This is a genomic window from Micromonospora sp. L32, from assembly GCF_052068055.1.
Taxonomy (GTDB): Bacteria; Actinomycetota; Actinomycetes; order Mycobacteriales; family Micromonosporaceae; genus Micromonospora; species Micromonospora purpureochromogenes.
In genome coordinates this window covers 127,864-149,748 of sequence record NZ_JBQHDD010000003.1, presented here as the reverse complement: position 1 = coordinate 149,748, position 21,885 = coordinate 127,864, and the positions used below count along the sequence as shown (strand labels likewise).

The window sequence follows — 21,885 nt, the reverse complement described above, 5'->3', positions numbered from 1 at the left end:
GGGACCGACCGGTGACCACTGTCGACCAACCGGTGGACGTGCTGCTCAGCGACGGCAGCACCGGCCAGCTGCGTCCGATCCGCCCCGAGGACGGGCCGGCGATCGTGGCGATGCACTCGCGCTTCTCCGAGCGCACCCGCTACCTGCGCTACTTCTCCCCGTACCCGCGCATCCCCAACCGCGACCTGCAGCGCTTCGTCAACGTCGACCACCGCGACCGGGAGGCCTTCGTGGTGCTCGCCGGGGACCGGATCGTCGCCGTCGGCCGGTACGAGCGGCTCGGCCCGGAAGCCCCGGAGGCCGAGGTCGCGTTCGTGGTCGAGGACGCCTACCAGGGGCGGGGGATCGGCTCGGTGCTGCTGGAGCACCTCGCCGACGCGGCCAGGCGCGCCGGCATCGTGCACTTCGTGGCCGAGGTGCTCCCCGCCAACGGCGCGATGCTGCGGGTCTTCTCCGACTTCGGTTACCAGGTCCAGCGCCAGTTCGCCGACGGCGTGGTGCACCTGAGCTTCCCGATCGCCCCGACCGAGTCGACGCTGGAGGTGCAGCGCGGCCGGGAGCACCGCACCGAGGCCCGCTCGATCGCCCGGCTGCTCGCCCCGCGCGGCATCGCCGTCTACGGCGCCAGCGCCACCGGGCAGGGCGTCGGCGCGGCCGTGCTCGGGCACCTGCGTGACGGCGGCTACCCGGGCGCGATCGTGCCGGTGCACCCCAGTGCGGCCACCGTGGCCGGGCTGCCCGCGTACCCGTCCGCGGCCGACGCCGGTCTCGAGATCGACCTGGCGGTCGTCGCCGTGGCCCCCGACGCGGCGGCCCTGGTGGTGGCGGACGCCGCCGCCGCCGGCGCGCACGGCCTGGTGGTCATCTCCGCCGGCTTCGCCGAGGCCGGGGGCGAGGGCGCGGCGGCGCAGCGCGCGCTGGTCCGCGCCGCGCACGCCGCCGGCATGCGCGTGGTCGGCCCGAACTGCCTGGGCGTGGCCAACACCGACGAGAAGGTACGCCTCAACGCCACCCTCGCCCCCGTCCTGCCGGCTCCCGGCCGGGTCGGCCTGTTCAGCCAGTCCGGTGTGTTCGGCGTGGCGCTGCTCGCCGAGGCGCAGCGGCGCGGGCTGGGCCTGTCCAGCTTCGTCTCGGCCGGCAACCGGGCCGACGTCTCCGGCAACGACCTGCTCCAGTACTGGCAGGACGACCCGGGCACCGACGTGATCCTGCTCTACCTGGAGACCTTCGGGAACCCGCGCAAGTTCGCCCGGCTGGCCCGGCGGATCGGTCGGGACAAGCCGGTGGTCGCGCTCGCCTCGCTGGCCCGCCCGGCCGGGCTCGGCGCGGGGCCGGCGCTGGACGCCGCCGCGGTCAGCGCGCTGTTCGCCCAGTCCGGGGTGATCCGGGTGGACACGGTCGCCGAGCTGCTCGACGTCGGTCTGCTGCTGGCCCGCCAGCCGCTGCCCGTCGGCCCCCGGGTCGGCGTGGTCGGCAACTCCTCGGCGTTGACCGGGCTCGCCGCCACCGCCTGCGCCGCCCAGGGGCTCACCGTCGCCGACGGGTACCCGCGTGACGTCGGCCCGCGTGCGGGCACCGCCGAGTTCAGCACGGCACTGGCCGAGGCGACCGCGGACCCGGGGGTGGACGCGCTGGTCGCCGTCTTCGCCCCGCCGCTGCCCGGCCAGGTCACCATGGAGGAGGCGGACTTCACCGCCGCCCTGCCGACCGCGCTCGCCGCCGGGAAGCCCACCGTGGCGACGTTCCTGGCCGGGCGGGTGCCGGCCGGCGTGCCGGCGTACCCGAGCGTGGAAGAGGCGGTGCGGGCGCTGGCCCGGGTCACCACGTACGCGGCCTGGCTGCGCCGGGACCCGGGCACGCTGCCCGACCTGCCCCGGGTGGACCCCGTCGCCGGGCAGGCCGCGCTGCGCGCCGACGCCACCGACCCGGCCGGGCTGCTCGCCGCGTACGGGATCGACGTGGTCGGCTCCGCGCCGGCCGCCACGGCCGACGAGGCGGTGGCCGCCGCCGACCGGCTCGGCTGGCCGGTGGCGCTCAAGGCCGCCGCCGCCGGCCTGCGGCACCGGCTCGACCTCGGCGCGGTACGCCTCGACCTGGCCGACCCGGTCGCGCTGCGCCGCGCGTACGCCGAGATGGCCCCGGTCTTCGGCCCGGACGTGCTGGTCCAGCCGATGGTCCCGCCCGGCGTGGCGTGCGTGGTGGAGCTGATGGAGGACCCGGCGTTCGGGCCGGTGGTCGGCTTCGGTCTGGGCGGCGTCGCCACCGAACTGCTCGGTGACCGGGCCTGGCGGGCGGTGCCGCTGACCGACCGGGACGCCGCCGAGCTGGTCGACGAGCCACGGGCGGCGCCGCTGCTGCGCGGGCATCGGGGCGCGGCGCCGGTGGACCGGGCGGCCCTGGTCGACCTGCTGCTGCGGGTCGGCCGGCTCGCCGACGAGCAGCCCCGGGTCCGGTCGCTGACGTTGAACCCGGTGCTGGCTCGGCCGGACGGCATCTCGGTGCTGCACGCCGGCGTCCGGATCGGCTCGGCGGGCGCCCGCCCGGACACCGGCCCCCGGCGCCTCTGAGTCGCGGCTCAGCCGCGGCTGGAGATCTGCTGCACGCCCCAGGCGTTGCCGTCCGGGTCGGTGAAGAAGACGAAGCCCACATTGTCCAGCGGGTGCGGCACCGGCCGGCGATTCTCGCCCAACACCTGGATCTCGCTGACCTCCACGCCCCGCGCGACCAGCTCCGCGCGGGCCTTCTCCAGGTCGGGCACCACCAGTTGGAGGCCCTTGAGCGAGCCCGGCGGCATGTCGGGCACGGCGCCGCGGCCGATCACGACCGAGCAGCCGGAACCCGGGGGAGTGAGCTGCACGATGCGCACGTCGTCGCCGATGCGGGTGTCGTGGTCGACGGCGAAGCCGAGCCGGTCGGCGTAGAACTCCTTGGCCCGGTCCACGTCGCTGACCGGTACCACCACCACTTCCAGCGTCCAGTTCATCCGCCGAGCCTGCCCGAGGAGTACGACATCACCCGAGCGCCACACGCCGGAGGGCCCCGGCGAACCGCCGGGGCCCTCCGATCGGGGTCGGGTCAGCAGGCGTACGCCTCCAGCCGCTGTGCCCGCTCCGGCGCGCGCAGCTTGAGCAGCGTCACCTTCTCGATCTGCCGGATCCGCTCCCGGGACAGGCCGAACTCCTTGCCCACCTCGTCCAGGGTGCGCTGCCGGCCGTCGTCCAGGCCGAACCGCAGCCGGATCACCGCCTGCTCCCGCTGGGAGAGGGTGGCCAGCACGATGCTCACCTCGTTGCGCAGCTCACCGTTGGCGGCCGCGTCACCCGGCTCCTGGCGCGGGTCCACCGCGGCGACGAAGTCACCCAGCGCGCTCTCGCCGTCCTCGCCGACGGCCTGGTCCAGGCTGACCGGCTCCCGGTCGTACGAGATCAGCTCGATCACCTGGTACTCGGGGATCTCCAGGGCGACGGCCACCTCGGCCACGGTGGGCTCCCGGCCCAGCGAGACCGACAGCTCGCGGCGGACCCGGACCATCCGGTTGACCTGCTCGACCATGTGCACCGGGATGCGGATGGTGCGGGCCTGGTCGGCCATCGCCCGGGTGATCGCCTGCCGGATCCACCAGGTGGCGTACGTCGAGAACTTGTAGCCCTTGGCGTAGTCGAACTTCTCCACCGCGCGGATCAGGCCGAGGTTGCCCTCCTGGATCAGGTCCAGGAACGCCATCCCGCGCCCGGTGTAGCGCTTGGCGATGCTCACCACCAGCCGGAGGTTGGCCTCCAGCAGGTGGTCCTTGGCGGCGCGGCCCTGCGCCACGATCAGCTCCAGGTCACTCTTCAGCTCGGCGGAGACCGGGGTGCAGGCGGAGAGCTTCTCGTCGGCGAACAGCCCCGCCTCGATCCGCTTCGCCAGCTCGACCTCCTGCGCGGCGGTCAGCAGCTTCGTCCGGCCGATCCCGTTCAGGTACGCCCGGACGAGGTCGGTGGAGATGCCGCGCTCGTCGGTCGCGTCCAGGTCGGTCAGGGTCTCCGTGCCGTGCTCGGCGTCGATGGTGGCGGCCGGGCGCGTCTGGTTCTCGATCATCTGCAGGGCCATCTCAGTCTCTCCCCGTGTCCGCTTCTGTGCCGCGTACCGGCCCCAGTGGTGCCGGTGACAGACAGCTTTCCAACCGGGGCGTGAAACGGGAGTGAGGCGATCGGGGACCCGACAGCAATCCGGCCGGTTGCCGGGTGTCGTCGCCCGGTCCGCTTGCCGGCGACGGTTACCGTGCCAGCGGTCGGCCACCGGGGCTGACCGCAACAGGCGACGGAGGACGTGGTGGTCTTCAAGCGGCTCATGCAGGCGATGGGTGTGGGTGGTCCCTCGGTGGAAACCGTGCTGGCCAACCCGAACTGCCGTCCGGGCGGTCAACTGGAGGGACGGATCCAGGTGGCCGGCGGGGACCACCAGGTGGACGTCTCCTATGTGGCCCTCGGCCTGGTCACCCGGGTCGAGGTGGAGGGCGCCGACTCCGAGTACGACACCACGCAGGAGTTCGGCCGCCGCCAGGTCACCGGCCCGTTCCGGCTGGAGCCCGGCCAGCGGTACGACATCCCGTTCCGTTTCGACGTGCCCTGGGAGACCCCGCTGACCGACCTGTACGGGCAGCACCTGCACGGGATGACGATGGGTCTGCGTACCGAGCTGGAGGTGGCGCGGGCCGTCGACAAGGGCGACCTGGACCCGGTGGCGGTGCACCCGTTGCCGGCGCAGGAGCGGCTGCTGGAGGCGCTGCTGCGGCTGGGCTTCCGGTTCGCCCGGGCCGACGTCGAGCGGGGGCACATCTACGGCGTACGGCAGAGCCTGCCGTTCTACCAGGAGATCGAGTTCCACCCGGCGCCGCAGTACGCCCGCGCAATCAACCAGCTGGAGCTGACCTTCATCAGCGACCCGCAGCAGACCCAGGTGGTGCTGGAGATGGACAAGCGGGGCGGCATCCTCACCGAGGGCCGCGACGCCTTCGGCCGCTTCACCGTCGACCACGCCACCCTGGACCGCACCGACTGGGCCGCCCAGCTCGACGGCTGGCTCCGCCAGTCCATCCAACGCCGCGGCCTCTTCTTCTGACCCCCACCCCCGGCCCGCCCGGTGCCGGTGATCAAGAAGCTTGCGTCAGAAAAGCCGGCTCGGCTGACGCAAACTTCTTGATCAACTAGGTGGCAGCGGGGGCGGGGTTCAGAGGTCGAGGAGGAGGGTGCGGGGGCCGATGTTGACGCTCTCCACCAGCATGTGGGCGCGGAAGCGGCCCGTCTCGACCTTGGCGCCGCGGTCGCGGAGCGCCTCCACCACCGCCGTCACCAGGGGTTCGGCGAGCTCCGCCGGGGCGGCGGCGGTCCAGCTCGGACGCCTGCCCTTGCGGGCATCGCCGTAGAGGGTGAACTGGCTGACCACCAGGATCGGGGCGCCGGTGTCGGCGGCGCTGCGATCGTCGTCGAGGATGCGCAGCTCGTGGATCTTGCGGGCCATCGTCTCCGCCACCTGCGGCGTGTCGGCGTGCGTCACGCCGAGCAGCACCAGCAGCCCGTCGTCGATCTGGCCGACCACCGCGCCGTCGACGGTCACGCTCGCCCGGCCGACCGTCTGCACCACCGCCCGCATCAGCGGACCCCCCTTCGGCCGCCTCCCGGCATTGCCGGCGCGACCCGCGTCACGGCGTCACCGGCTCGATGATGCCGCGTTCGATCAGGTGCGCCACGATCGGGCCGGCCGCCTCGGCCAGCTCCTGCGGGGTGACGTCGTGCGCGGCGGCCAGCAGGGCGAGCTGGTCGCGCAGCGCCAGCCGGCCGTCGCAGCCGCCGACCAGCGCCAGCACCAGCGGGTCGACCTCCTCGCTCCAGCGCAGCCCGTGCGGCATCGTGAGGACCTGCCGGTCCACCGCCCACCCCTCGTCGCCCATGGTGGCCTCCTGGCGCAGCTGGAGCCCCTCGGCGGCCCGGTAGCGCTCGCCGAGCAGCCCGTCGGTGTCGCGTACCCGGAGGAAGTCCTGGCGGTCGAACCAGATGGCTACCTGGTCGCCCATCGGCGGTTCCACCCGCTGGCGCAGGTCCTCGACCCGGACCACCGGGTCGGCGTGCCCGGACCGGCGCAGCGACACGATGCCGAAGCCGATCGCCTCCACCTTGTGCGCGTCGAACCAGTCCAGCCAGGCCGCCATCCGCTGCGGGTCGGTCGCCTCGCCGACGTCGGTGAGCCAGAGGTTGACGTACGCCATCGGGTCGGCCACCTCGCGCTGGATCACCCAGGCGTCCAGGCCGGTACCCGCGAACCAGCCGGTCACCCGCTCGTGCCACTCCTCGCCGGCCACGTGCACCCAGTTCGCCAGGTACTGCATGGTGCCGCCCTCGGTGAGCAGGCCCGGCGCGGCGGCGGCCAGCTCGGCGCCGATCGCGTCGCCGACCCGCCCAGAGTCGCGGTAGACGTGGGTGGTGGTGCCCGGGCCGACCACGAACGGTGGATTGCTCACCACCAGGTCGAAGCGGCGTCCGGCGACCGGGGCGACCAGGTCGCCGCGGAGCAGCTCCCAGTCCTGGCCGTTGAGCGCGGCGGTGGTGGCGGCGAAGCGCAGCGCCCGCTCGGAGACGTCGGTGGCGGTGACCCGGCGGGCGTGGGTGGCCAGGTGCAGCGCCTGGACGCCGGAGCCGGTGCCCAGGTCCAGCGCGGTCTGCACCGGCCGCCGGACGGTGGCGCCGATCAGCGTCTGGGTGGCGCCGCCGATGCCGAGCACGTGTTCGCTGTGCAGCGGCCGGCCGGGGCGGGCGCTGGCCGGCACGTCGGCGAGGACCCACCAGTCGTCCCCGTACGGTTCCAGGTCGACGCCGGCGCGCAGGCCGTCGCCGTGCCGTTCGACCAGCCCGCCGGCGAGCGCCTCGGCGAGGTCCAGCGGGGCGAGCGCGGCGGCGACCGCCGCCTCGGGCTCGGTCTGGTCGCAGATGAAGACCCGGATCAGCGTGGCGAGCGGATCGCGGTCCTCGGTGGCGCGCAGGGCGGCGCGGAAGTCGTTGCGGGCCACCCCGCCGGTGGCCTGCGCGCCGAGCCGGCCGGCGATCCCGTTCGAGGTGAAGTCCGCCCGGGTCAGCGCGGTGCGCAGCGCCTCGACGCCGGCGGGGGAGAGCAGCATGTCGTGTCGTTCCACGTCGCCATCCTGCCCCCCGACGGCGGTCGATCGGCCGGCACCCGCGACATCCATACCGCGAGCTGTATTGATTGGTCGTTATCTCTTTTATGGCCATCAATGTATGGCTAGCATCTGCCCCAACATCCGTCGATGGGCGTCCCGGCGGCCACCAGCCTGCCCGGGGCGCACCGGTAGGGAGTCAGACGATGTCAGCTCTGCCCGTCCCCCGGCGCCGCGCGATCCGCGCCCTCGCCGTCACGGCCGCCGCGGCGGCGCTCTCCGTCGCCGCGTCCACCCCCGCCCTCGCCGCCCCCACCGGGGAGGTCCGCGGCGCGTCCGCGCCCGGCGCGATCAGCGGCAGCTACCTGGTCGTGCTGCGGACCGACGCGGTCGGCGCCGCGAACACCCTCGCCGCCCGCACCGCCGTGCCGGACCGCGCCGCCACCCTCGCCAAGCGGTACGGCGGCAGCGTCGCCGACGTCTACAGCGCCGCCCTCACCGGCTTCAGCGCGAAGATGAGCGCCGGCCAGGCCCGCCGGCTCGCCGCCGACCCGACCGTCGCCTACGTCGAGCAGGACCGGGTGGTCACCGTCCAGGGCACCCAGGCCAACCCGCCGTGGGGCCTGGACCGGATCGACCAGCGCAGCCTGCCGCTCAACGCCAGCTACACGTACCCGAACACGGCCTCCAACGTCCGGGCGTACATCATCGACACCGGGATCCGGACCACCCATACCGACTTCGGTGGCCGGGCCAGCTGGGGCACCAACACCGTCGACAGCAACAACACCGACTGCAACGGCCACGGCACCCACGTCGCCGGCACCGTCGGCGGCAACCGGTACGGCGTGGCGAAGGCCGTCCGCCTGATCGCGGTGAAGGTGCTCAACTGCTCGGGCAGCGGCAGCACCACCGGCGTGGTGAGCGGCATCAACTGGGTGACCGCCAACGCGGTCAAGCCGGCGGTGGCCAACATGAGCCTCGGCGGCGGCGCCAGCTCCGCCATCGACAACGCGGTGACCAACTCGGTCAACTCGGGCGTCACGTACGCGGTGGCGGCCGGCAACTCCAGCGCCAACGCCTGCGGCTACTCGCCCGCCCGGGCCGCCGCCGCGATCACCGTCGGCGCCACCACCAGCAGCGACGCCCGCGCGTCCTACTCCAACTACGGCTCCTGCGTGGACATCTTCGCGCCGGGGTCGAGCATCCTGTCCGCCTGGCGGACCAGCGACACCGCCTCCAACACCATCAGCGGCACCTCGATGGCCTCGCCGCACGTGGCCGGCGCCGCGGCGCTGGTGCTCTCGGCCAACCCGTCGTACACCCCGGCGCAGGTGGCCAGCTACCTGACCACCAACGCCACCACCGGCAGGGTGACCAACCCGGGCACGGGCTCGCCGAACCGGCTGCTCTTCGTCGTCAACTGACGGCACCGTCCGGCGCGGTCCGGTGGACCCCACCCCTGTCCACCGGGCCGCGTCCCGTGCGCCAGGGCCTGTGTCGAAGTCGGTCACAGCCACTCGTTGATCACGGCCCCTCGCCATATGCCGATCTTCGACACGCCGAACGATCACTCCGGTTCGGGCACCACGGCCGACTCGACAAGCCCTAGCATCGCCGGCATGGCAACGCGGCTGGTTCAAATCAACATGAAGGCTCGGGACGACTCCGCGCTGGGCGGATTCTGGGCGGAGGCGCTCGGCTGGGGAGTCTCCAGCGAGGGACCCGGCGTGACCAACCTCGAACCCGAGGGCTTCGTCTACCCCGACCCCGTCGCTGTCTGCCTCGACCTCATCGTCTCCCCGGAACCCAAGACGGTGAAGAACCGCGTGCACGTCGACCTCGCCACCACCTCGGCGGCCCATCAGGCGGAGCTGGTCACGCGCCTGAAGGATCTCGGCGCAACACCTGCCGACGTAGGCCAGGGCGACGTCCCATGGACGGTCATGGCCGACCCGGAGGGCAACGAGTTCTGCGTGCTGGACCCCCGACCGCTCTACCGAGACACCGGACCGATCGCCGCGGTAGTGGTCGACTGCGCGGATCCGCGAGCCATGGCCCGCTTCTGGGGCGAGGCCATGGACTGGGCCCTGCACGAGGTGACCGACCACAGGGCGGTACTGCGCTCCGCCAAGGGCGTCGGCCCATATCTGCAGTTCCTCCGCACACCCGACGTGAAGACCGGGTGGAACCGCGTCCATCTCGACGTCCGCCCATACCCAGGTGACGACCTGGAGGCCGAGGCGGCCAGACTGCGGACGCTCGGCGCCACCGCCATCGACCTGGACCACGATGTCCCGTGGACCGTCCTCGCAGACCCGGAAGGCAACGAGTTCTGCCTCCTCACCCCAGGCTGACCCGAACCCTCGTCAGCCGCTCACCACGGCCACCAGCCCGGACTCTGCGACGCGCGCTAGGCGACCGGATGCACGGGACGCGGGTCCGCCACCGCGGCCGGGGCCGGCACCGGCGTCGCCGGCCAGGCCCGGACCGTCCCGTCGACGCGGACCGCCACCTCGGCGCCGACCTCGACGGGGTCGGTCCCGTCAAAGACCCGGGCGGTGACCCGGGTGTCGTCGGCCAGCCGGAGGGCGACCAGCGCGTCGTGACCGTGGAAGTCGTGCCGCAGCACGGTGGCGGTCACCGCGTCGGTGCCCGACGCGGGAGCCAGGCGCAGTTGCTCCGGACGGACCAGCACGGTGACCGGGCCGTCGGCCGTCGGGCCGGCGATCGGCAGCGTGCCCAGCGGCGTGCGGGCAGCCCCGGCGGCGGCGACCGCCGGCAGCAGCACCGCGTCGCCGACGAACCCGGCCACCCACTGGTCGGCCGGCTCCCGGTAGAGCGTGCCCGGCGCGGCGGACTGCACCACCCGCCCGGACCGCAGCACCACCACCCGGTCCGCCACCGACAGGGCCTCGCCCTGGTCGTGGGTGACCAGCACGGCGGTCGCCCCGTCGGCCCGCAGCGCCTCCCGGACGTCGTGCCGCAGCCCGGCGCGCAGCCCGGCGTCGAGCGCGCTGAACGGCTCGTCGAGCAGCACCAGCGACGGGCGCGGCGCCAGCGCCCGGGCCACCGCGACCCGCTGCTGCTGGCCGCCGGAGAGCTGGTGCGGCATCCGGTCGCCGTACCCGGCGAGCCCGACCAGGGCCAGCACCTCGTCGACCCGGTCGCCCCGCCGGTCGGCGCGGTCCAGCCCGTAGGAGATGTTCGCCGCGACGGTGAGGTGCGGGAAGAGGGCGCCCTCCTGCGGCACCACGGCGATCCGGCGGCGGTGCGCCGGCAGGTGCCGACCGGGGCCGGCCACTTCGCGCCCGTCCACCCGGATCGCTCCCGCGTCCAGGCGTTCGAAGCCGGCCAGGCAGCGCAGCAGGGTGGTCTTGCCACAGCCGGACGGGCCGAGGACGGCGGTCAGCGCGCCCGCCGGGACGGTCAGGTCCACGCCGTCCAGCGCGGTCACCGGGCCGTACCGCTTGACGACGCCGGTCAGCACCACCTCGCTCATCGGTCCTCCTTGTCGAGCAGGCCGCCCCGGGCGACCAGCCACCAGGTGGGCAGCGCCGAGATGACCACCAGCAGCGCCGCGTAGGGGGCGGCGGCCGCGTACGCCCCGACGGAGGTCGCCGTCCACAGCTCGGTGGCCAGGGTGTCGGTGCCGGTGGGGCGCAGCAGCAGGGTGGCCGGAAGTTCCTTCATGCCGGTGAGGAAGACCAGCGCCGCCCCCGCCCCGATCCCGGGCAGGGTCAGCGGCAGGGTGACCGTGCGCAGCACGGCCAGCGGCCCGCGCCCCAGCGAGCGGGCCACCTCCTCCAGGGCGGGTGGGGCCTGGGCGGCGGCACCGGCCACCGCGCCGACGGCCAGCGGCAGGAAGAGCGTCGCGTAGGCCAGCGCCAGCAGCCACGGGGTCTGGTACAGCGGATACGCGACGCTGATGCCGAAGAAGATCAGCGACAGCCCGATCACCACGCCGGGCAGGGCGTGGGCCAGGTAGGCGAGCCGGTCCAGCACGGTGGCCAGCGGGCCGGGGGCGCGTGCGGTGAGCAGCCCCAGCGGCAGGGCCAGCAGCATGGTCAGCGCGGCGCCGGCCAGCGACAGCCAGAGCGAGTTGCCGGCGGCCGTGGCGACCTCGCCGAGCGCGCCGGGCCGGGACACCCCGCTGACCAACCGACGGGCCAGGCTGAGCGCCGGCACGCCGAGCGCCAGCGCGGCCACCGCGAGCAGCGCGGCGAGCGCGGGCCGGCGGGCCGGACCGAGGCGCAGCCGGGCGGCGGGGCGGCGAGCGCCGCCGAGCCGGGCGTACCGGGCGCCGCGCCGGCGGGTGGCGGTCTCCCCGGCCAGCAGCAGCACGGTCAGCGCCACCAGCACGCTGGAGAGCACCAGCGCGCCGGTGCGGTCGAAGCCCAGGTCGAAGGCGATGAAGATGGCCCGGGTGAAGGTGTCGGCGCGCAGGATCGACACCGCGCCGAAGTCGGCCAGCACGTAGAGCGCGACCAGCAGCGCCCCGGCGGCGGTCGCCGGCCGGATCTGGCGCAGCGTGACGTCGGTGAAGGTGCGCCAGCCGCCCCGGCCCAGCGAGCGGGAGACCTCCTCCTGCGCCGGGTCGGCGCCGCGCAGCGCCGCCGCGACCGGCAGGAAGACGTACGGGTACGAGCAGAGGGTCAGCACCAGCGCGGCCGGCCAGAAGCCCTCCAGCCGGTCGAACAGCGAGACCCAGGCGAACGCGGCGATGTAGGTGGGCACGGCCAGCGGCAGGGCGGCGAGCACCGCGAAGGCGCGCCGGCCGGGCAGGTCGGTCCGGGTCACCAGCCAGGCGGCGCCGACGCCGAGCAGCACGCAGGCGGTGGTGACCACGGCGGCCAGAGCGAGGCTGCGGAGCGCCAGCAGCCCGACCCGCTCGGTCCACAGCTCGGCGACGACCCGGTCGGCGCCCGCCTCCCCCGTGCGTACCGCGAGGTAGACCAGGGGGATCAGGGCCACCGCGACCGCGGCGGTCGAGGCCGCGAGCAGCGCCGGGCGCGGCGCCAGCCGGCGCAACGACCCCGGTACGCCGAAGCGGGCCGGCCCGGAACGGGCCGGCCCTGCCTCGGGCGTGGTGGTCGGGGCGGTCAGGGTACGAGCCCCGAGTCCTTGATCAGGCCGATCGTGGCGTCCAGGGTGTCCAGGTCGTTCAGATCGATGTCCGGGGTGTCCAGCTCCGCCAGCGGCGGCACGCCGGCCGGGGTGCCGGCCCCGGTGACCACCGGGTACTCGAAGGTCTGCTCGGCGAAGTACTGCTGCGACTCCGGGCCGAGCAGGAAGTCCACAAAGGCCTTGGTGTCCGGGTCCTCGGCGGACCGCTTGAGCACGCCGACGCCGGCGACGTTGACCAGGGCGCCGGTGTCGCCGCCGGGGAAGAAGTGCAGCTTGGCCTTGAGCGCGTCCGGGGTGGTGCCCTTCTCCTTGGCCACCTCGCCCAGGTAGTAGTGGTTCACCAGGCCGACCTGGATGCTGCCCTTGTCGATCTCCTCGACGATCTTGATGTTGTTGTCCCGGATCTGCGGCTCGTTGGCCTTGAGGCCGGCGAGGAAGTCCTTCGCCTTCTGGTCGCCGTGCTGCACCCGGATCGCGGTGACGAACGCCTGGAACGAGGCGTTGGTCGGGGCGACGCCGATCTTGCCCTTCCACTTCGGGTCGGTCAGCGCGAAGACCGACGTCGGCAGCTCGGCGGCGGGCACGCTGTCGGCGTTGTACGCGAGTACCCGGGCGCGGGCGCTGACGCCCACCCACTGGCCGGTGCGGGCCCGGTAGCTCTGCGGCACCCTGTCCAGTGCGGCGGCGGGCAGCGGGGCGAACATGTCCCGCTTGGCGACCGCGCCGAGGGCGCCGGCGTCCTGGGCGAAGAACGCGTCGGCCGGCGACTTGCCGCCCTCCTCGACCAGCTGGGCGGCGAGCTGGGCGGTGGTGGCGTAGCGGGTCTTGATGGTGATGCCGGTCTGCTGGCTGAACTTGTCGAGCAGCGGCTTGACCAGGGCCTCGTTGCGGCCGCTGTAGACGGTGATGGTCTTGTCGCCGGGCTTGCCCGGGTCGGCGGCGTCGTCCTCGCCGGACCCGCAGGCGACCAGGCCGAACGAGAGCAGGCCGGCGGCGACGGTGACCGCGAGGGACCTGCGGGCGGGAACGGGCACGGCGGCACTCCTTCGGCTCCGGCCGGCGGGCCCTCCGCCGACGCGAAGAAGTTAGCACAGGCTAACCTTGGTGTCCCTGTGGGTCCGGCGCCCGCTCGGGGAGTCGGCAACGCGCCCGTCGCGCCGACCGGCAGGATGGGCGCATGACGCTCTCGCTGCCCATCGACCCCGAGGCCAACCGGCTGCTGGAGCGCAGCCCGCTGGCCCTGCTGACCGGCATGGTCCTCGACCAGCAGATCCCGCTCGAGAAGGCGTTCACCTCGCCGTACGTGCTGGCGCAGCGGCTGGGGCACGAGCCGGACGCCCGGGAGCTGGCCGGGTACGACCCCGAGGCGCTGGTCGAGATCTTCGCCCGGCCACCGGCGCTGCACCGCTTCCCGAAGGCGATGGCGGGCCGGGTCCAGCAGGTGTGCCAGGTGCTCGTCGACCGGTACGACGGCGACGCCGCCCGGCTCTGGTCGGACGCCGCCGACGGGCGGGAGCTGCTGCGCCGCATCGGCGAGCTGCCCGGTTTCGGCAAGCAGAAGGCGCAGATCTTCGTCGCCCTGCTCGGCAAGCGGTACGACGTGCGCCCGGACGGCTGGCGGGAGGCCGCCGGCGGGTACGGCGAACCGGACGCGTACCGGTCGGTGGCCGACATCACCGACCCGGAGTCGCTGCGCCGGGTGCGCGAGTTCAAGCAGCAGATGAAGGCGGCGGCCAAGGGGGCCAAAACCTGACCCGGCCGTCCTTCCGTGCGCCATCGTGAGTGCGTCGGGCGACGACGGCGGGCGGGGGATGGCGGCGCAACCGGGGAAGCAGTTCCTCCGCGGCGAGGAGACCTCGCCGCGGGCGACCTTCCTGGAGCTTTTCTTCGACGTCGCCTTCGTCTTCGCGCTCACCCGGGTGTCGAACCGGCTGGTCAACGACTTCACGGTGGAGCGGCGGCTCTTCCTGCCCGAGGCGGGGCAGACGCTGCTGCTCCTGCTCGCCCTCTGGTTCGTGTGGTCGCTGACCACGTGGACGACGAGCCGCTACAACCCCGATCTGCCGGCTCTCCAGCTGGTCGTGGCCGGTTCGATGTTCGGCAGCATGGTGATGGCGGTGTCGCTGCCGGAGGCGTTCGACACCCGTGGTCTCTCCTTCGCGGTCGGCTACGTCGCCGTCCAGGTGGGCCGCCCGCTCGTCCTCACCGTGGTGATGCGGGGTCATCGGGAGCGGCACGTCGCCGGGCGCATCCTCGCCTGGTCGGTGGTGGCGGGGGTGCCGTGGATCGCCGGAGCGACCCTGCACGACGACGCCCGCGGAGCGCTGTGGACCGTCGCGGTGATCATCGACTACGGTGCGGGGCGGCTGGGCTGGCCGCTGCCGGGACGCGGCCGTTTGCCCGCCTCCTCCTGGACGGTCACCGGTGAGCATCTGGCCGAGCGCTACCAGCAGTTCATCATCATCGCGCTGGGGGAGATGATCCTCATCAGCGGATTCACGCTGAGCGGGAGCGAGTTCACCTCAGCGCGGTGGGTCGCCTTCGCCATCACGTTCGCCACCACGGCGCTGCTCTGGCGCATCTACTTCTACCGGGCCGGTACGGTGCTGGCGGACGCGGTGGCCGGGTCGGCCCGGCCGGGGCGGCTCGCCGAGTCGGCGACGTACACCCACCTGGTCATGGTGGCCGGCATCGTCGCCTCCGCCGTCGGCTACGAGCTCGTCATCGCCCACCCCGGCGGGCACACCGACCCGGCCTGGCTCACCGTGATCATCGGCGGCCCGGCGCTCTTCGTGGTCGGTCGGGCGCGCTTCGAGTACGAGGTGTTCGGACGGGTGTCCCGGTCCCGGCTGCTGGGGCTGGTCGTGCTGGTGGCGATGGTGCCGCTGATGACGCGGCTGCCCCCGCTGGCGGTCGCCGCGGCCACCTCGACGGTGGTGGCGGGAATCGCGCTGGCAGACGCGCTGCGGGCGCGCGGCCGTCCGCCCGAGCAGCCCTCGCCGCCACCGTTGTGACGGACGGTCAGGCGGCGGTCGGGCGGGACAGCGAGGCCAGTGCCCGCCGTACGTCGGCGAGGGAGACGGTGGCGGAGTCGTCCAGGTCCGCCAGCCCGGCCTCGATCCACTGCCGCATCAGCGTGGTGACGCCGATGCCCCGGGCCTCGGCGGCCGCCCGGACCCGCTCGTAGGTCTCCAGCGGCAGGCGTACCGAGCGGCTGACCATCGGCACGTCGCTGTCGGGGGTGGGCAGCTCCACCGGCTGGCTCTCGTCGATCAGCTCGGCGAACGCGTCGTCGCCACCGTGGAACCGCTTGGTCGCGTCGTCACGGTTCATCGTGACCGCCTCCTCATCGGCGATCCCTCCGCACGGCCTCGTCGTAGCGCTTGGTCTCGACGTCGCTCAGGTCGCGGGCGGAGAGGATGTCCCAGTCGTTGTCGGTGCCGTCGGCCTCGGCGAGCAGCACGGCCAGCCGCCTGCCGCGGCGGTTCGCCGCGTAGACGACCATGACGTCGTCGCCCAGGTGCCGGATCACCCGGCGGGTGCTGTGCAGGGCTTCCCAGACTTCCCCGGGTGTGACGTCGTAGACCCGCAGGTTGGTCAACGCCTCGTCGGTGAAGCTGAAGCGGTTGCCCACGGGCGGAGCGTACCACGGGCGTAACACGCACTGGGACGAGTCGATTTTCGCTGATCACGGCCCGGGAGTGACAGGATGGGTCGTAATCCCCTCGAGGAGGTCCGTGGTGAAGCGTCAGGCGTACCAGCCGATTCTGATCACCGACGCCTCGCGCAGCCAGGACGACCAGCTCACCAGTCGGCAGAAGCGGTACGTGCTGATGATGGGCATCCGGGTGGCCTGCGTGATCGCCGGTGCGATCCTGGTCGGCGCGAAGGCCCCGCTGCTCTGGCTCTGGCTGCCGCTGTGCGCCGTCGGGATGGTGCTCATCCCGTGGCTGGCGGTGCTGCTGGCCAACGACCGCCCGCCGAAGGAGCAGCACCGGCTGGCGGGGAAGTTCCAGCCCAGGATGCGCGACGAGACCCCGCCGATGAGCCTGACCGCCGAGGAGCGGCCGCACAAGATCATCGACGTCGAACCCTGACCGTCGGGCGCCGGACCCGGCAGATCCGGCGCCCCCTGCCGGTGCGTTCGGGTCAGCCCGTCGGGCGGGCGCCCACCGTCGAGACGGCCAGCGCCCCGAGATCGCCGGCCCGGCCCAGCGCCGCCCGCGGCTCCGCGCCGCCCAGCCAGGCGGTCAGCAGGCCCGCCGCGAAGGCGTCCCCGGCGCCGGTGACGTCGACCACCGCGACCCGCCGGGCGGGCGCCACGCTCACCGTCGCGCTCCGGTCGACCCAGACCGCCCCGGCCTCGCCCCGCTTCACCACCACCCGCCGGGCCGACACCGACAGCGCCCGCGCCTGCGCCCCCGGGTCCAGCCCGCCGGCGAGCACCCCGGCCTCGTCCGCGTTGACCAGGAGCAGGTCGACGTCGCGTACCCAGGACAGGAAGGCCGCCGCGCCGACCCGCCGCAGCGGCGCCGCGGACGCCGCGTCGACGCTGGTGGTGAGCCCGCGCGCGCGGGCGGCGGCCAACGCCGCCAGCCCGGCCGGCCGCGACGCGGCGTCCAGCAGGCAGTACCCGGACAGGTGCAGGTGCGCGGCGTCCGGCGCCGCGGCCAGCGTCCGCTCGACGTGCTCGACGGTCAGCCGCAGGTTCGCGCCGCGTTCGGTGACCATCGTGCGTTCCCCGGCGGTGGCCAGCACGATCACCGTGCCGGTGGCGCAGCCCAGATGCACCTCGACGGCGCACTCCACGCCGACCCGCTCCAGCTCGGCCACCCGGTCCCGCCCGGCGCTGTCGTCGCCGACCGCGCCCACCAGCGTCACCGGCACGCCCTGTGCCGCGATCCACGCCGCGGTGTTGGCCGCCTGGCCACCCCCGCTGACCTGGATCGTCGCCGGGGTGTCCGAGCCGGTGGCCAGCGGCCCGGCCAGCACCGCCACCACATCGGTGATCAGGTCACCGACCACGACCACCCGGGACGGGCCGGTCATGCCGGCGCGTCGGTGCGCAGGGCGGCCGCGGCGACGGCGATCCGGGCGGCCAGGTCGGCGTTGCGCAGGATGATCCGCACGTTCACCGCCAGGCTGGCGCCCTCGGTGGCCGAGTGGAAGTGGGCCAGCAGGAACGGGGTCACCGCCTTGCCGGTCACCCCCTCGCGGCCCAGCCGGGCGAGGCCCTCGGCGAGGGTCCGGTCGTGCAGCGCCGGATCGAGCTGCTCGTCGGTCGGGAGCGGGTTGGCCACGATCAGCCCGCCGCCGTGCACCCCCTGCTGCTCCCGGGCGGCCAGCACGTCCGCCACCTGCTCCGGGGAGTCCACCGACCAGTCCAGGTCGAAGCCGGCGTCGGTGAGGTAGAAGCCGGGGAACCGCCGGGTGCGGTAGCCGACCACGCCCACGCCGAGGGTCTCCAGCCGCTCCAGCGTCGCGCCCACGTCGAGGATCGACTTCACCCCGGCGCAGACCACCGCGATCGGCGTCCGGGCCAGGGTCACCAGGTCGGCGGACTCGTCGAAGGTCTGCGCCGCCTCCCGGTGCACGCCGCCCAGCCCGCCGGTGGCGAAGACACCGATCCCGGCCGCCGCGGCGACCGCGCTGGTGGCGGCCACCGTGGTGGCGCCGTCAGCGCCGGTGGCGGCGGCCACCGCCAGATCGCGTACGGAGAGTTTGCTCACTCCGTCGACGGTGGCGAGCCGGGTGAGCTGGGCGTCGTCGAGCCCCACCACCAGTTCGCCGCCGACCATTCCGATGGTGGCCGGGACCGCGCCGGCCTCCCGTACGGCCCGCTCGATCTGGCGGGCCACTCGCAGGTTGTCCGGTCGGGGCAGACCGTGCGAGACGATGGTGCTCTCCAGGGCGACGACCGGTCGACCGTCACGCAGGGCGTCGGCGACCTCAGCGCCGAGACGGGTGTGAAAGTTGGTCACCTCCGTTACCGTACGGGCCGCCCTCGGGTGGGCTGCGGTGGACCGTCCCCAACCGACCTGCCAAACTAAAAAGTTGGAGGTGTCAACAGTGAGCACACAGATTCTCGAACGCCCGGAGCTGAAGGACGCGGACACCGGTCCGGAGATGTTCCACTACGTCCGCAAGGAGAAGATCGCCGAAAGTGCCGTCATGGGCACCTACGTGGTGGCGCTCTGCGGCGAGACGTTCCCGGTGACCAAGGCCGCCAAGCCCGGCTCGCCGGTCTGCCCGAAGTGCAAGGAGATCTACGACTCGTACGGTGAGTGATCCGCGGCGGCCGGCCCGGCCGCCCCCGTACCCTTCGGCGGTGTGACGACCTCCACCGCCCTGCTCTTCGCCGACCTGACCGGGGTGGCCGTCTTCGCCGCCTCCGGGGCCTCCGCGGCGGTGGCCAAACGGCTCGACCTCTTCGGCGTCGTCTTCGTCGGCTTCGTGGCCGCCCTCGGCGGCGGGATCTTCCGTGACCTGGCCATCGACGAGGTGCCCCCGCTGGCCTTCGCCGACTGGCGGTACGCCACCACCGCCGCGGTGACCGCCGCCGCCGTCTTCTGGCTGCACCCGCAGCTGGCCCGGCTGCGCACCACCGTGCTGGTGCTGGACGCGGCGGGCCTGGCGCTGTTCACCGTCACCGGCACGCTCAAGGCACTCGACGCCCACGTGCCGCCGGTCGGCGCCTGCGTGATCGGCATGCTCACCGCCATCGGCGGCGGGCTGGGCCGGGACCTGCTCACTGCCGAGATCCCGGTGGTGCTGCGCCGGGAGATCTACGCGGTGGCCGCGCTGGCCGGCGCGGTCGCGGTGGCCCTGCTCGACGCCACCGGACGCGCCGGCACGGCGCCGCTGACCGCCGCCGCCCTGCTGGTCTTCGCGCTGCGGCTGGTGGCGCTGCGGCGGCGCTGGTCGGCCCCGGTGGCCACGCTGCGATCCCCGAAGACCGGGGTCCGCGGCCCCCAGACCTGACCACCCGCTCGCGCCTCCCTTTCACCCTCGCCCCGCCCCGCGCGCTTTGCGGCGTGTCGGGGTGTCCCCGGGCCGGGATGCCGCGACATGCCGCAAACCGCGTCGGACTGGCCTCGCCGCCGGTGCCGGACAGCGAGTCGCGCCCCGGCCGCTCGGTTTGCGGCGTGTCGGGGTGTCCCCGGATCGGGACGGCGCGACACGCCGCAAACCGCGTCGGGCGGGGAACGGGCGGGGGTGGCGGATGTGACCAGCGTGGCGTCGAGTGGGGCGAGCGGCGTGGGCTGGTTATGCTGAGTCGGCCTTCGCGGCATCTTCTGCGCGGAGGCGTTTTCATGGGCGGCGGTACCCGTGGCCCTCGGCCGGGGTCCGCCATGGTGCGGTCGGAGAGGAGCCTCGCGTGGCAGCCCGGTTGCCGGCGCTAGAGACGTTCCCGCCCCTGCGTGCCTGGCAGCGCAAGGCGATGGTGGAGTACCTGCGCCGCCGCACCGACGACTTCACCGCGGTCGCCACGCCCGGCGCCGGCAAGACCACCTTCGCCCTGCGGATCGCCGCCGAGCTGCTCGTGGACGGCACCGTCGAGGCGGTCACCGTGGTCGCCCCGACCGAGCACCTGAAGACCCAGTGGGCGAGCGCCGCCGCCCGGGTCGGCATCCAGCTCGACGCCGCGTTCCGCAACGCCGACGTGCACTCCTCCGCCGACTTCCACGGCGCGGTCGTCACCTACGCGCAGGTCGGCATGGCCCCGCAGGTGCACCGGCGGCGCACCATGACCCGGCGCACGCTGGTCATCCTCGACGAGATCCACCACGCCGGCGACTCCCGGTCCTGGGGCGACGGGGTCAAGGCCGCCTTCGAGCCCGCGGTACGCCGGCTGATGCTCACCGGTACGCCGTTCCGCTCCGACGACAACCCCATCCCGTTCGTCACCTACGAGCGCGGCGGCGACGGGCTGTTGCGCTCCCGCGCCGACTCGGTCTACGGCTACTCCGACGCGCTGCGCGACGGCGTGGTCCGGCCGGTGCTCTTCCTGGCGTACTCGGGGGAGACCCGGTGGCGCACCAACGCCGGTGACGAGCTGGCGGCGCGGCTGGGCGAGCCGATGACGCAGGACCTGGTGGCGCAGGCCTGGCGGACCGCCCTGGACCCGGCCGGGGACTGGATGCCGCAGGTGCTCCGGGCCGCCGACGCCCGGCTGACCGTGCTGCGCAACGCCGGCATGCCGGACGCGGGTGGCCTGATCATCGCCAGCGACCAGCAGAACGCCCGCTCGTACGCGAAGCTGATCGAGCAGGTGACCGGCGAGAGGGCAGCGGTGGTGCTCTCCGACGACGTGGGGGCCTCCGCGCGGATCGCGACGTTCGCGGCGTCCGAGCAGCGCTGGCTGGTCGCGGTCCGGATGGTGTCCGAGGGCGTCGACATTCCCCGGCTGGCGGTCGGCGTCTACGCCACCAGCGCAAGCACACCGCTCTACTTCGCCCAGGCGATCGGGCGTTTCGTGCGGGCCCGCCGGCCGGGGGAGACCGCCTCGGTCTTCGTGCCCAGCGTGCCGCACCTGCTCGGGCTGGCCAGCGAGATGGAGGCCGAGCGGGACCACGTGCTCGGCAAGCCCAAGGAGTCCGACGGCTTCGACGACGACCTGCTGGAGCGCGCCCAACGCGACGACCAGGCCAGCGGTGAGCTGGAGAAGCGCTTCACCGCGCTCTCGGCGACCGCCGAGCTGGACCAGGTCATCTTCGACGGCGCCTCCTTCGGCACCGCGGCCCAGGCCGGCACCCCCGAGGAGGAGGAATATCTCGGCCTGCCCGGTCTGCTCACCGCCGACCAGGTCTCCATGCTGCTCACCAAGCGGCAGGCCGAACAGCTCGCCGCGCAGCGCCGGCGGGCGGCCACGCAGACCGCTGAGCCGGCCGCTGACGCCCCCGCGGCACCGGCCGTACCGATGAGTGCCGCCCAGCGTCGGGTGGCCCTGCGCCGCCAGCTGAACGCCCTGGTGGCCGCCCGGCACCACCGCACCGGCCAGCCGCACGGCAAGATCCACGCCGAGCTGCGCCGCCTCTGCGGCGGCCCGCCCAGCGCCCAGGCGACGATCGAGCAGCTCGAAGAGCGCATCGCCACCGTCCAAACCCTCTGACCCATCCGCCCCGGGCGTCCCGGCCGTCAGGATCCCTGCACTTTCCCGGAAAGTGTGGCTGTTCGGCGGCGCGGAATGGCCACGCTTTCCGTGAGAGTGCGCGGATGTCGGGCGCGGGGCGCGGGGCGCGGCGGGGGAGTGAGCGCAGACGAAGCCGGCCGGGAGCCCCTTGGGGCTCCCGGCCGGCTATGTCGTCGTTATGTGGTTGCGGATTCAGTTCGCCATCAGATCGGCGCCACGCCAGCTGAACTCCGGGTCCGTCGCGTACTTCACGGTGATCTTCACGAGATCCTCCGCGTACTTGTTCGCGTGGTGCCCACAGAACACCAGCTCGCTCCCACCCGCCAGAGTGATCCGGAGCTTGCCGGCAGCATTGCAGCGGTCGCACCGTTCATCGGCGGCCGGGGGGGCCACCGTCTCGGGCGGCGGCGTGAGGGTCGGGGTCATCGCCTTCCTCCTCTGGTCGTCACCGATGAACACTCTCTTCGGTCGTTGC

The 21,885-nt window shown here is 73.8% G+C and carries 22 protein-coding genes; 10 read left to right on the top strand and 12 right to left on the bottom strand.

From position 1 onward, the window contains the following. Positions 1-11: 11 nt before the first annotated feature. Positions 12-2,567, top strand: coding sequence for a bifunctional acetate--CoA ligase family protein/GNAT family N-acetyltransferase (locus ACTMTB_RS09595; RefSeq protein ID WP_441144260.1), 2,556 nt, complete (start codon positions 12-14; stop codon positions 2,565-2,567). An 8-nt stretch (positions 2,568-2,575) separates the two neighbouring features. On the opposite strand, the gene ACTMTB_RS09590 is transcribed toward ACTMTB_RS09595, so the two are convergent. Then, positions 2,576-2,983, bottom strand: coding sequence for a VOC family protein (locus ACTMTB_RS09590; RefSeq protein WP_441144258.1), 408 nt, complete (start codon positions 2,981-2,983; stop codon positions 2,576-2,578). Positions 2,984-3,075: 92 nt separating this feature from the next. Further along, the gene (gene sigB, locus ACTMTB_RS09585; RefSeq protein ID WP_441144256.1) at positions 3,076-4,092 is read right to left on the bottom strand and encodes an RNA polymerase sigma factor SigB; all 1,017 of its coding nucleotides are present in this window, start codon (positions 4,090-4,092) and stop codon (positions 3,076-3,078) included. A gap of 222 nt (positions 4,093-4,314) precedes the next feature. Here sigB and ACTMTB_RS09580 point away from each other — a divergent pair, with 222 nt between their 5' ends. Further along, complete coding sequence (locus ACTMTB_RS09580) at positions 4,315-5,103, top strand: sporulation protein (RefSeq protein ID WP_280836400.1); 789 nt, start codon at positions 4,315-4,317, stop codon at positions 5,101-5,103. A 108-nt stretch (positions 5,104-5,211) separates the two neighbouring features. Here the strand turns inward: ACTMTB_RS09580 and dtd are convergent, their stop codons facing one another. After that, positions 5,212-5,634, bottom strand: a complete 423-nt coding sequence (dtd, locus tag ACTMTB_RS09575) for a D-aminoacyl-tRNA deacylase (RefSeq protein WP_441144254.1) — start codon at positions 5,632-5,634, stop codon at positions 5,212-5,214. A 49-nt stretch (positions 5,635-5,683) separates the two neighbouring features. Beyond that, positions 5,684-7,168, bottom strand: coding sequence for a DUF7782 domain-containing protein (locus tag ACTMTB_RS09570; RefSeq protein ID WP_441144252.1), 1,485 nt, complete (start codon positions 7,166-7,168; stop codon positions 5,684-5,686). 188 nt (positions 7,169-7,356) lie between these two features. Here ACTMTB_RS09570 and ACTMTB_RS09565 point away from each other — a divergent pair, with 188 nt between their 5' ends. Both ACTMTB_RS09565 and ACTMTB_RS09560 read left to right on the top strand, forming a co-directional pair. Continuing rightward, a complete protein-coding gene (locus ACTMTB_RS09565; RefSeq protein ID WP_441144250.1) occupies positions 7,357-8,577 on the top strand; it encodes a S8 family peptidase in 1,221 nt (406 codons plus the stop codon). 195 nt (positions 8,578-8,772) lie between these two features. Continuing rightward, entirely contained in the window at positions 8,773-9,507 is a 735-nt protein-coding gene (locus ACTMTB_RS09560; protein ID WP_441144248.1) for a VOC family protein, read from the top strand. Positions 9,508-9,563: 56 nt separating this feature from the next. On the opposite strand, the gene ACTMTB_RS09555 is transcribed toward ACTMTB_RS09560, so the two are convergent. The 3 genes from ACTMTB_RS09555 to ACTMTB_RS09545 form a co-directional block, all read right to left on the bottom strand. After that, the gene (locus ACTMTB_RS09555) at positions 9,564-10,652 is read right to left on the bottom strand and encodes an ABC transporter ATP-binding protein (RefSeq protein WP_441144246.1); all 1,089 of its coding nucleotides are present in this window, start codon (positions 10,650-10,652) and stop codon (positions 9,564-9,566) included. Next, positions 10,649-12,181 (bottom strand): ABC transporter permease, encoded by a 1,533-nt coding sequence (locus tag ACTMTB_RS09550; RefSeq protein ID WP_441144244.1) that lies wholly within the window; start codon positions 12,179-12,181, stop codon positions 10,649-10,651. Before ACTMTB_RS09550 ends, ACTMTB_RS09555 begins: the two co-directional genes overlap by 4 nt. 71 nt (positions 12,182-12,252) lie before the next feature. Further along, positions 12,253-13,311 (bottom strand): iron ABC transporter substrate-binding protein, encoded by a 1,059-nt coding sequence (locus ACTMTB_RS09545; RefSeq protein ID WP_441144242.1) that lies wholly within the window; start codon positions 13,309-13,311, stop codon positions 12,253-12,255. A gap of 143 nt (positions 13,312-13,454) precedes the next feature. Between ACTMTB_RS09545 and ACTMTB_RS09540 the strand changes: the two genes are divergently transcribed. Both ACTMTB_RS09540 and ACTMTB_RS09535 read left to right on the top strand, forming a co-directional pair. Further along, positions 13,455-14,030, top strand: coding sequence for an HhH-GPD-type base excision DNA repair protein (locus tag ACTMTB_RS09540; RefSeq protein WP_441144240.1), 576 nt, complete (start codon positions 13,455-13,457; stop codon positions 14,028-14,030). A 25-nt stretch (positions 14,031-14,055) separates the two neighbouring features. After that, positions 14,056-15,291 carry a low temperature requirement protein A gene (locus tag ACTMTB_RS09535; protein ID WP_441144239.1) on the top strand — a complete coding sequence of 412 codons (1,236 nt, stop codon included), beginning with the start codon at positions 14,056-14,058 and terminating at the stop codon, positions 15,289-15,291. A 7-nt stretch (positions 15,292-15,298) separates the two neighbouring features. Here ACTMTB_RS09535 and ACTMTB_RS09530 read toward each other — a convergent pair whose 3' ends face one another. Continuing rightward, entirely contained in the window at positions 15,299-15,610 is a 312-nt protein-coding gene (locus tag ACTMTB_RS09530; RefSeq protein WP_154942855.1) for a hypothetical protein, read from the bottom strand. A gap of 13 nt (positions 15,611-15,623) precedes the next feature. Next, on the bottom strand, positions 15,624-15,911 hold the full coding sequence (locus tag ACTMTB_RS09525; protein WP_441144237.1) for a hypothetical protein: 288 nt from the start codon (positions 15,909-15,911) through the stop codon (positions 15,624-15,626). Positions 15,912-16,017: 106 nt separating this feature from the next. On the opposite strand from ACTMTB_RS09525, the gene ACTMTB_RS09520 reads away from it, so the two are divergent. Beyond that, positions 16,018-16,374: a DUF3099 domain-containing protein gene (locus ACTMTB_RS09520; RefSeq protein ID WP_441144235.1), complete on the top strand. Its 357-nt coding sequence runs from the start codon at positions 16,018-16,020 to the stop codon at positions 16,372-16,374. A gap of 52 nt (positions 16,375-16,426) precedes the next feature. On the opposite strand, the gene ACTMTB_RS09515 is transcribed toward ACTMTB_RS09520, so the two are convergent. Continuing rightward, on the bottom strand, positions 16,427-17,326 hold the full coding sequence (locus tag ACTMTB_RS09515) for a carbohydrate kinase family protein (RefSeq protein ID WP_441144233.1): 900 nt from the start codon (positions 17,324-17,326) through the stop codon (positions 16,427-16,429). Beyond that, entirely contained in the window at positions 17,323-18,258 is a 936-nt protein-coding gene (locus tag ACTMTB_RS09510) for a pseudouridine-5'-phosphate glycosidase (protein WP_154942857.1), read from the bottom strand. Before ACTMTB_RS09510 ends, ACTMTB_RS09515 begins: the two co-directional genes overlap by 4 nt. 88 nt (positions 18,259-18,346) lie before the next feature. Here ACTMTB_RS09510 and ACTMTB_RS09505 point away from each other — a divergent pair, with 88 nt between their 5' ends. From ACTMTB_RS09505 to ACTMTB_RS09495, 3 genes are all read left to right on the top strand, one after another. Further along, a complete protein-coding gene (locus ACTMTB_RS09505) occupies positions 18,347-18,565 on the top strand; it encodes a DUF3039 domain-containing protein (RefSeq protein WP_154942858.1) in 219 nt (72 codons plus the stop codon). A 42-nt stretch (positions 18,566-18,607) separates the two neighbouring features. Next, complete coding sequence (locus tag ACTMTB_RS09500; RefSeq protein ID WP_441144231.1) at positions 18,608-19,258, top strand: trimeric intracellular cation channel family protein; 651 nt, start codon at positions 18,608-18,610, stop codon at positions 19,256-19,258. Between the two features lie 397 nt (positions 19,259-19,655). Further along, entirely contained in the window at positions 19,656-21,389 is a 1,734-nt protein-coding gene (locus tag ACTMTB_RS09495; protein ID WP_441144229.1) for a DEAD/DEAH box helicase, read from the top strand. Positions 21,390-21,602: 213 nt separating this feature from the next. Here ACTMTB_RS09495 and ACTMTB_RS09490 read toward each other — a convergent pair whose 3' ends face one another. After that, the gene (locus ACTMTB_RS09490; RefSeq protein WP_088964796.1) at positions 21,603-21,836 is read right to left on the bottom strand and encodes a DUF7455 domain-containing protein; all 234 of its coding nucleotides are present in this window, start codon (positions 21,834-21,836) and stop codon (positions 21,603-21,605) included. Positions 21,837-21,885: the final 49 nt, after the last annotated feature.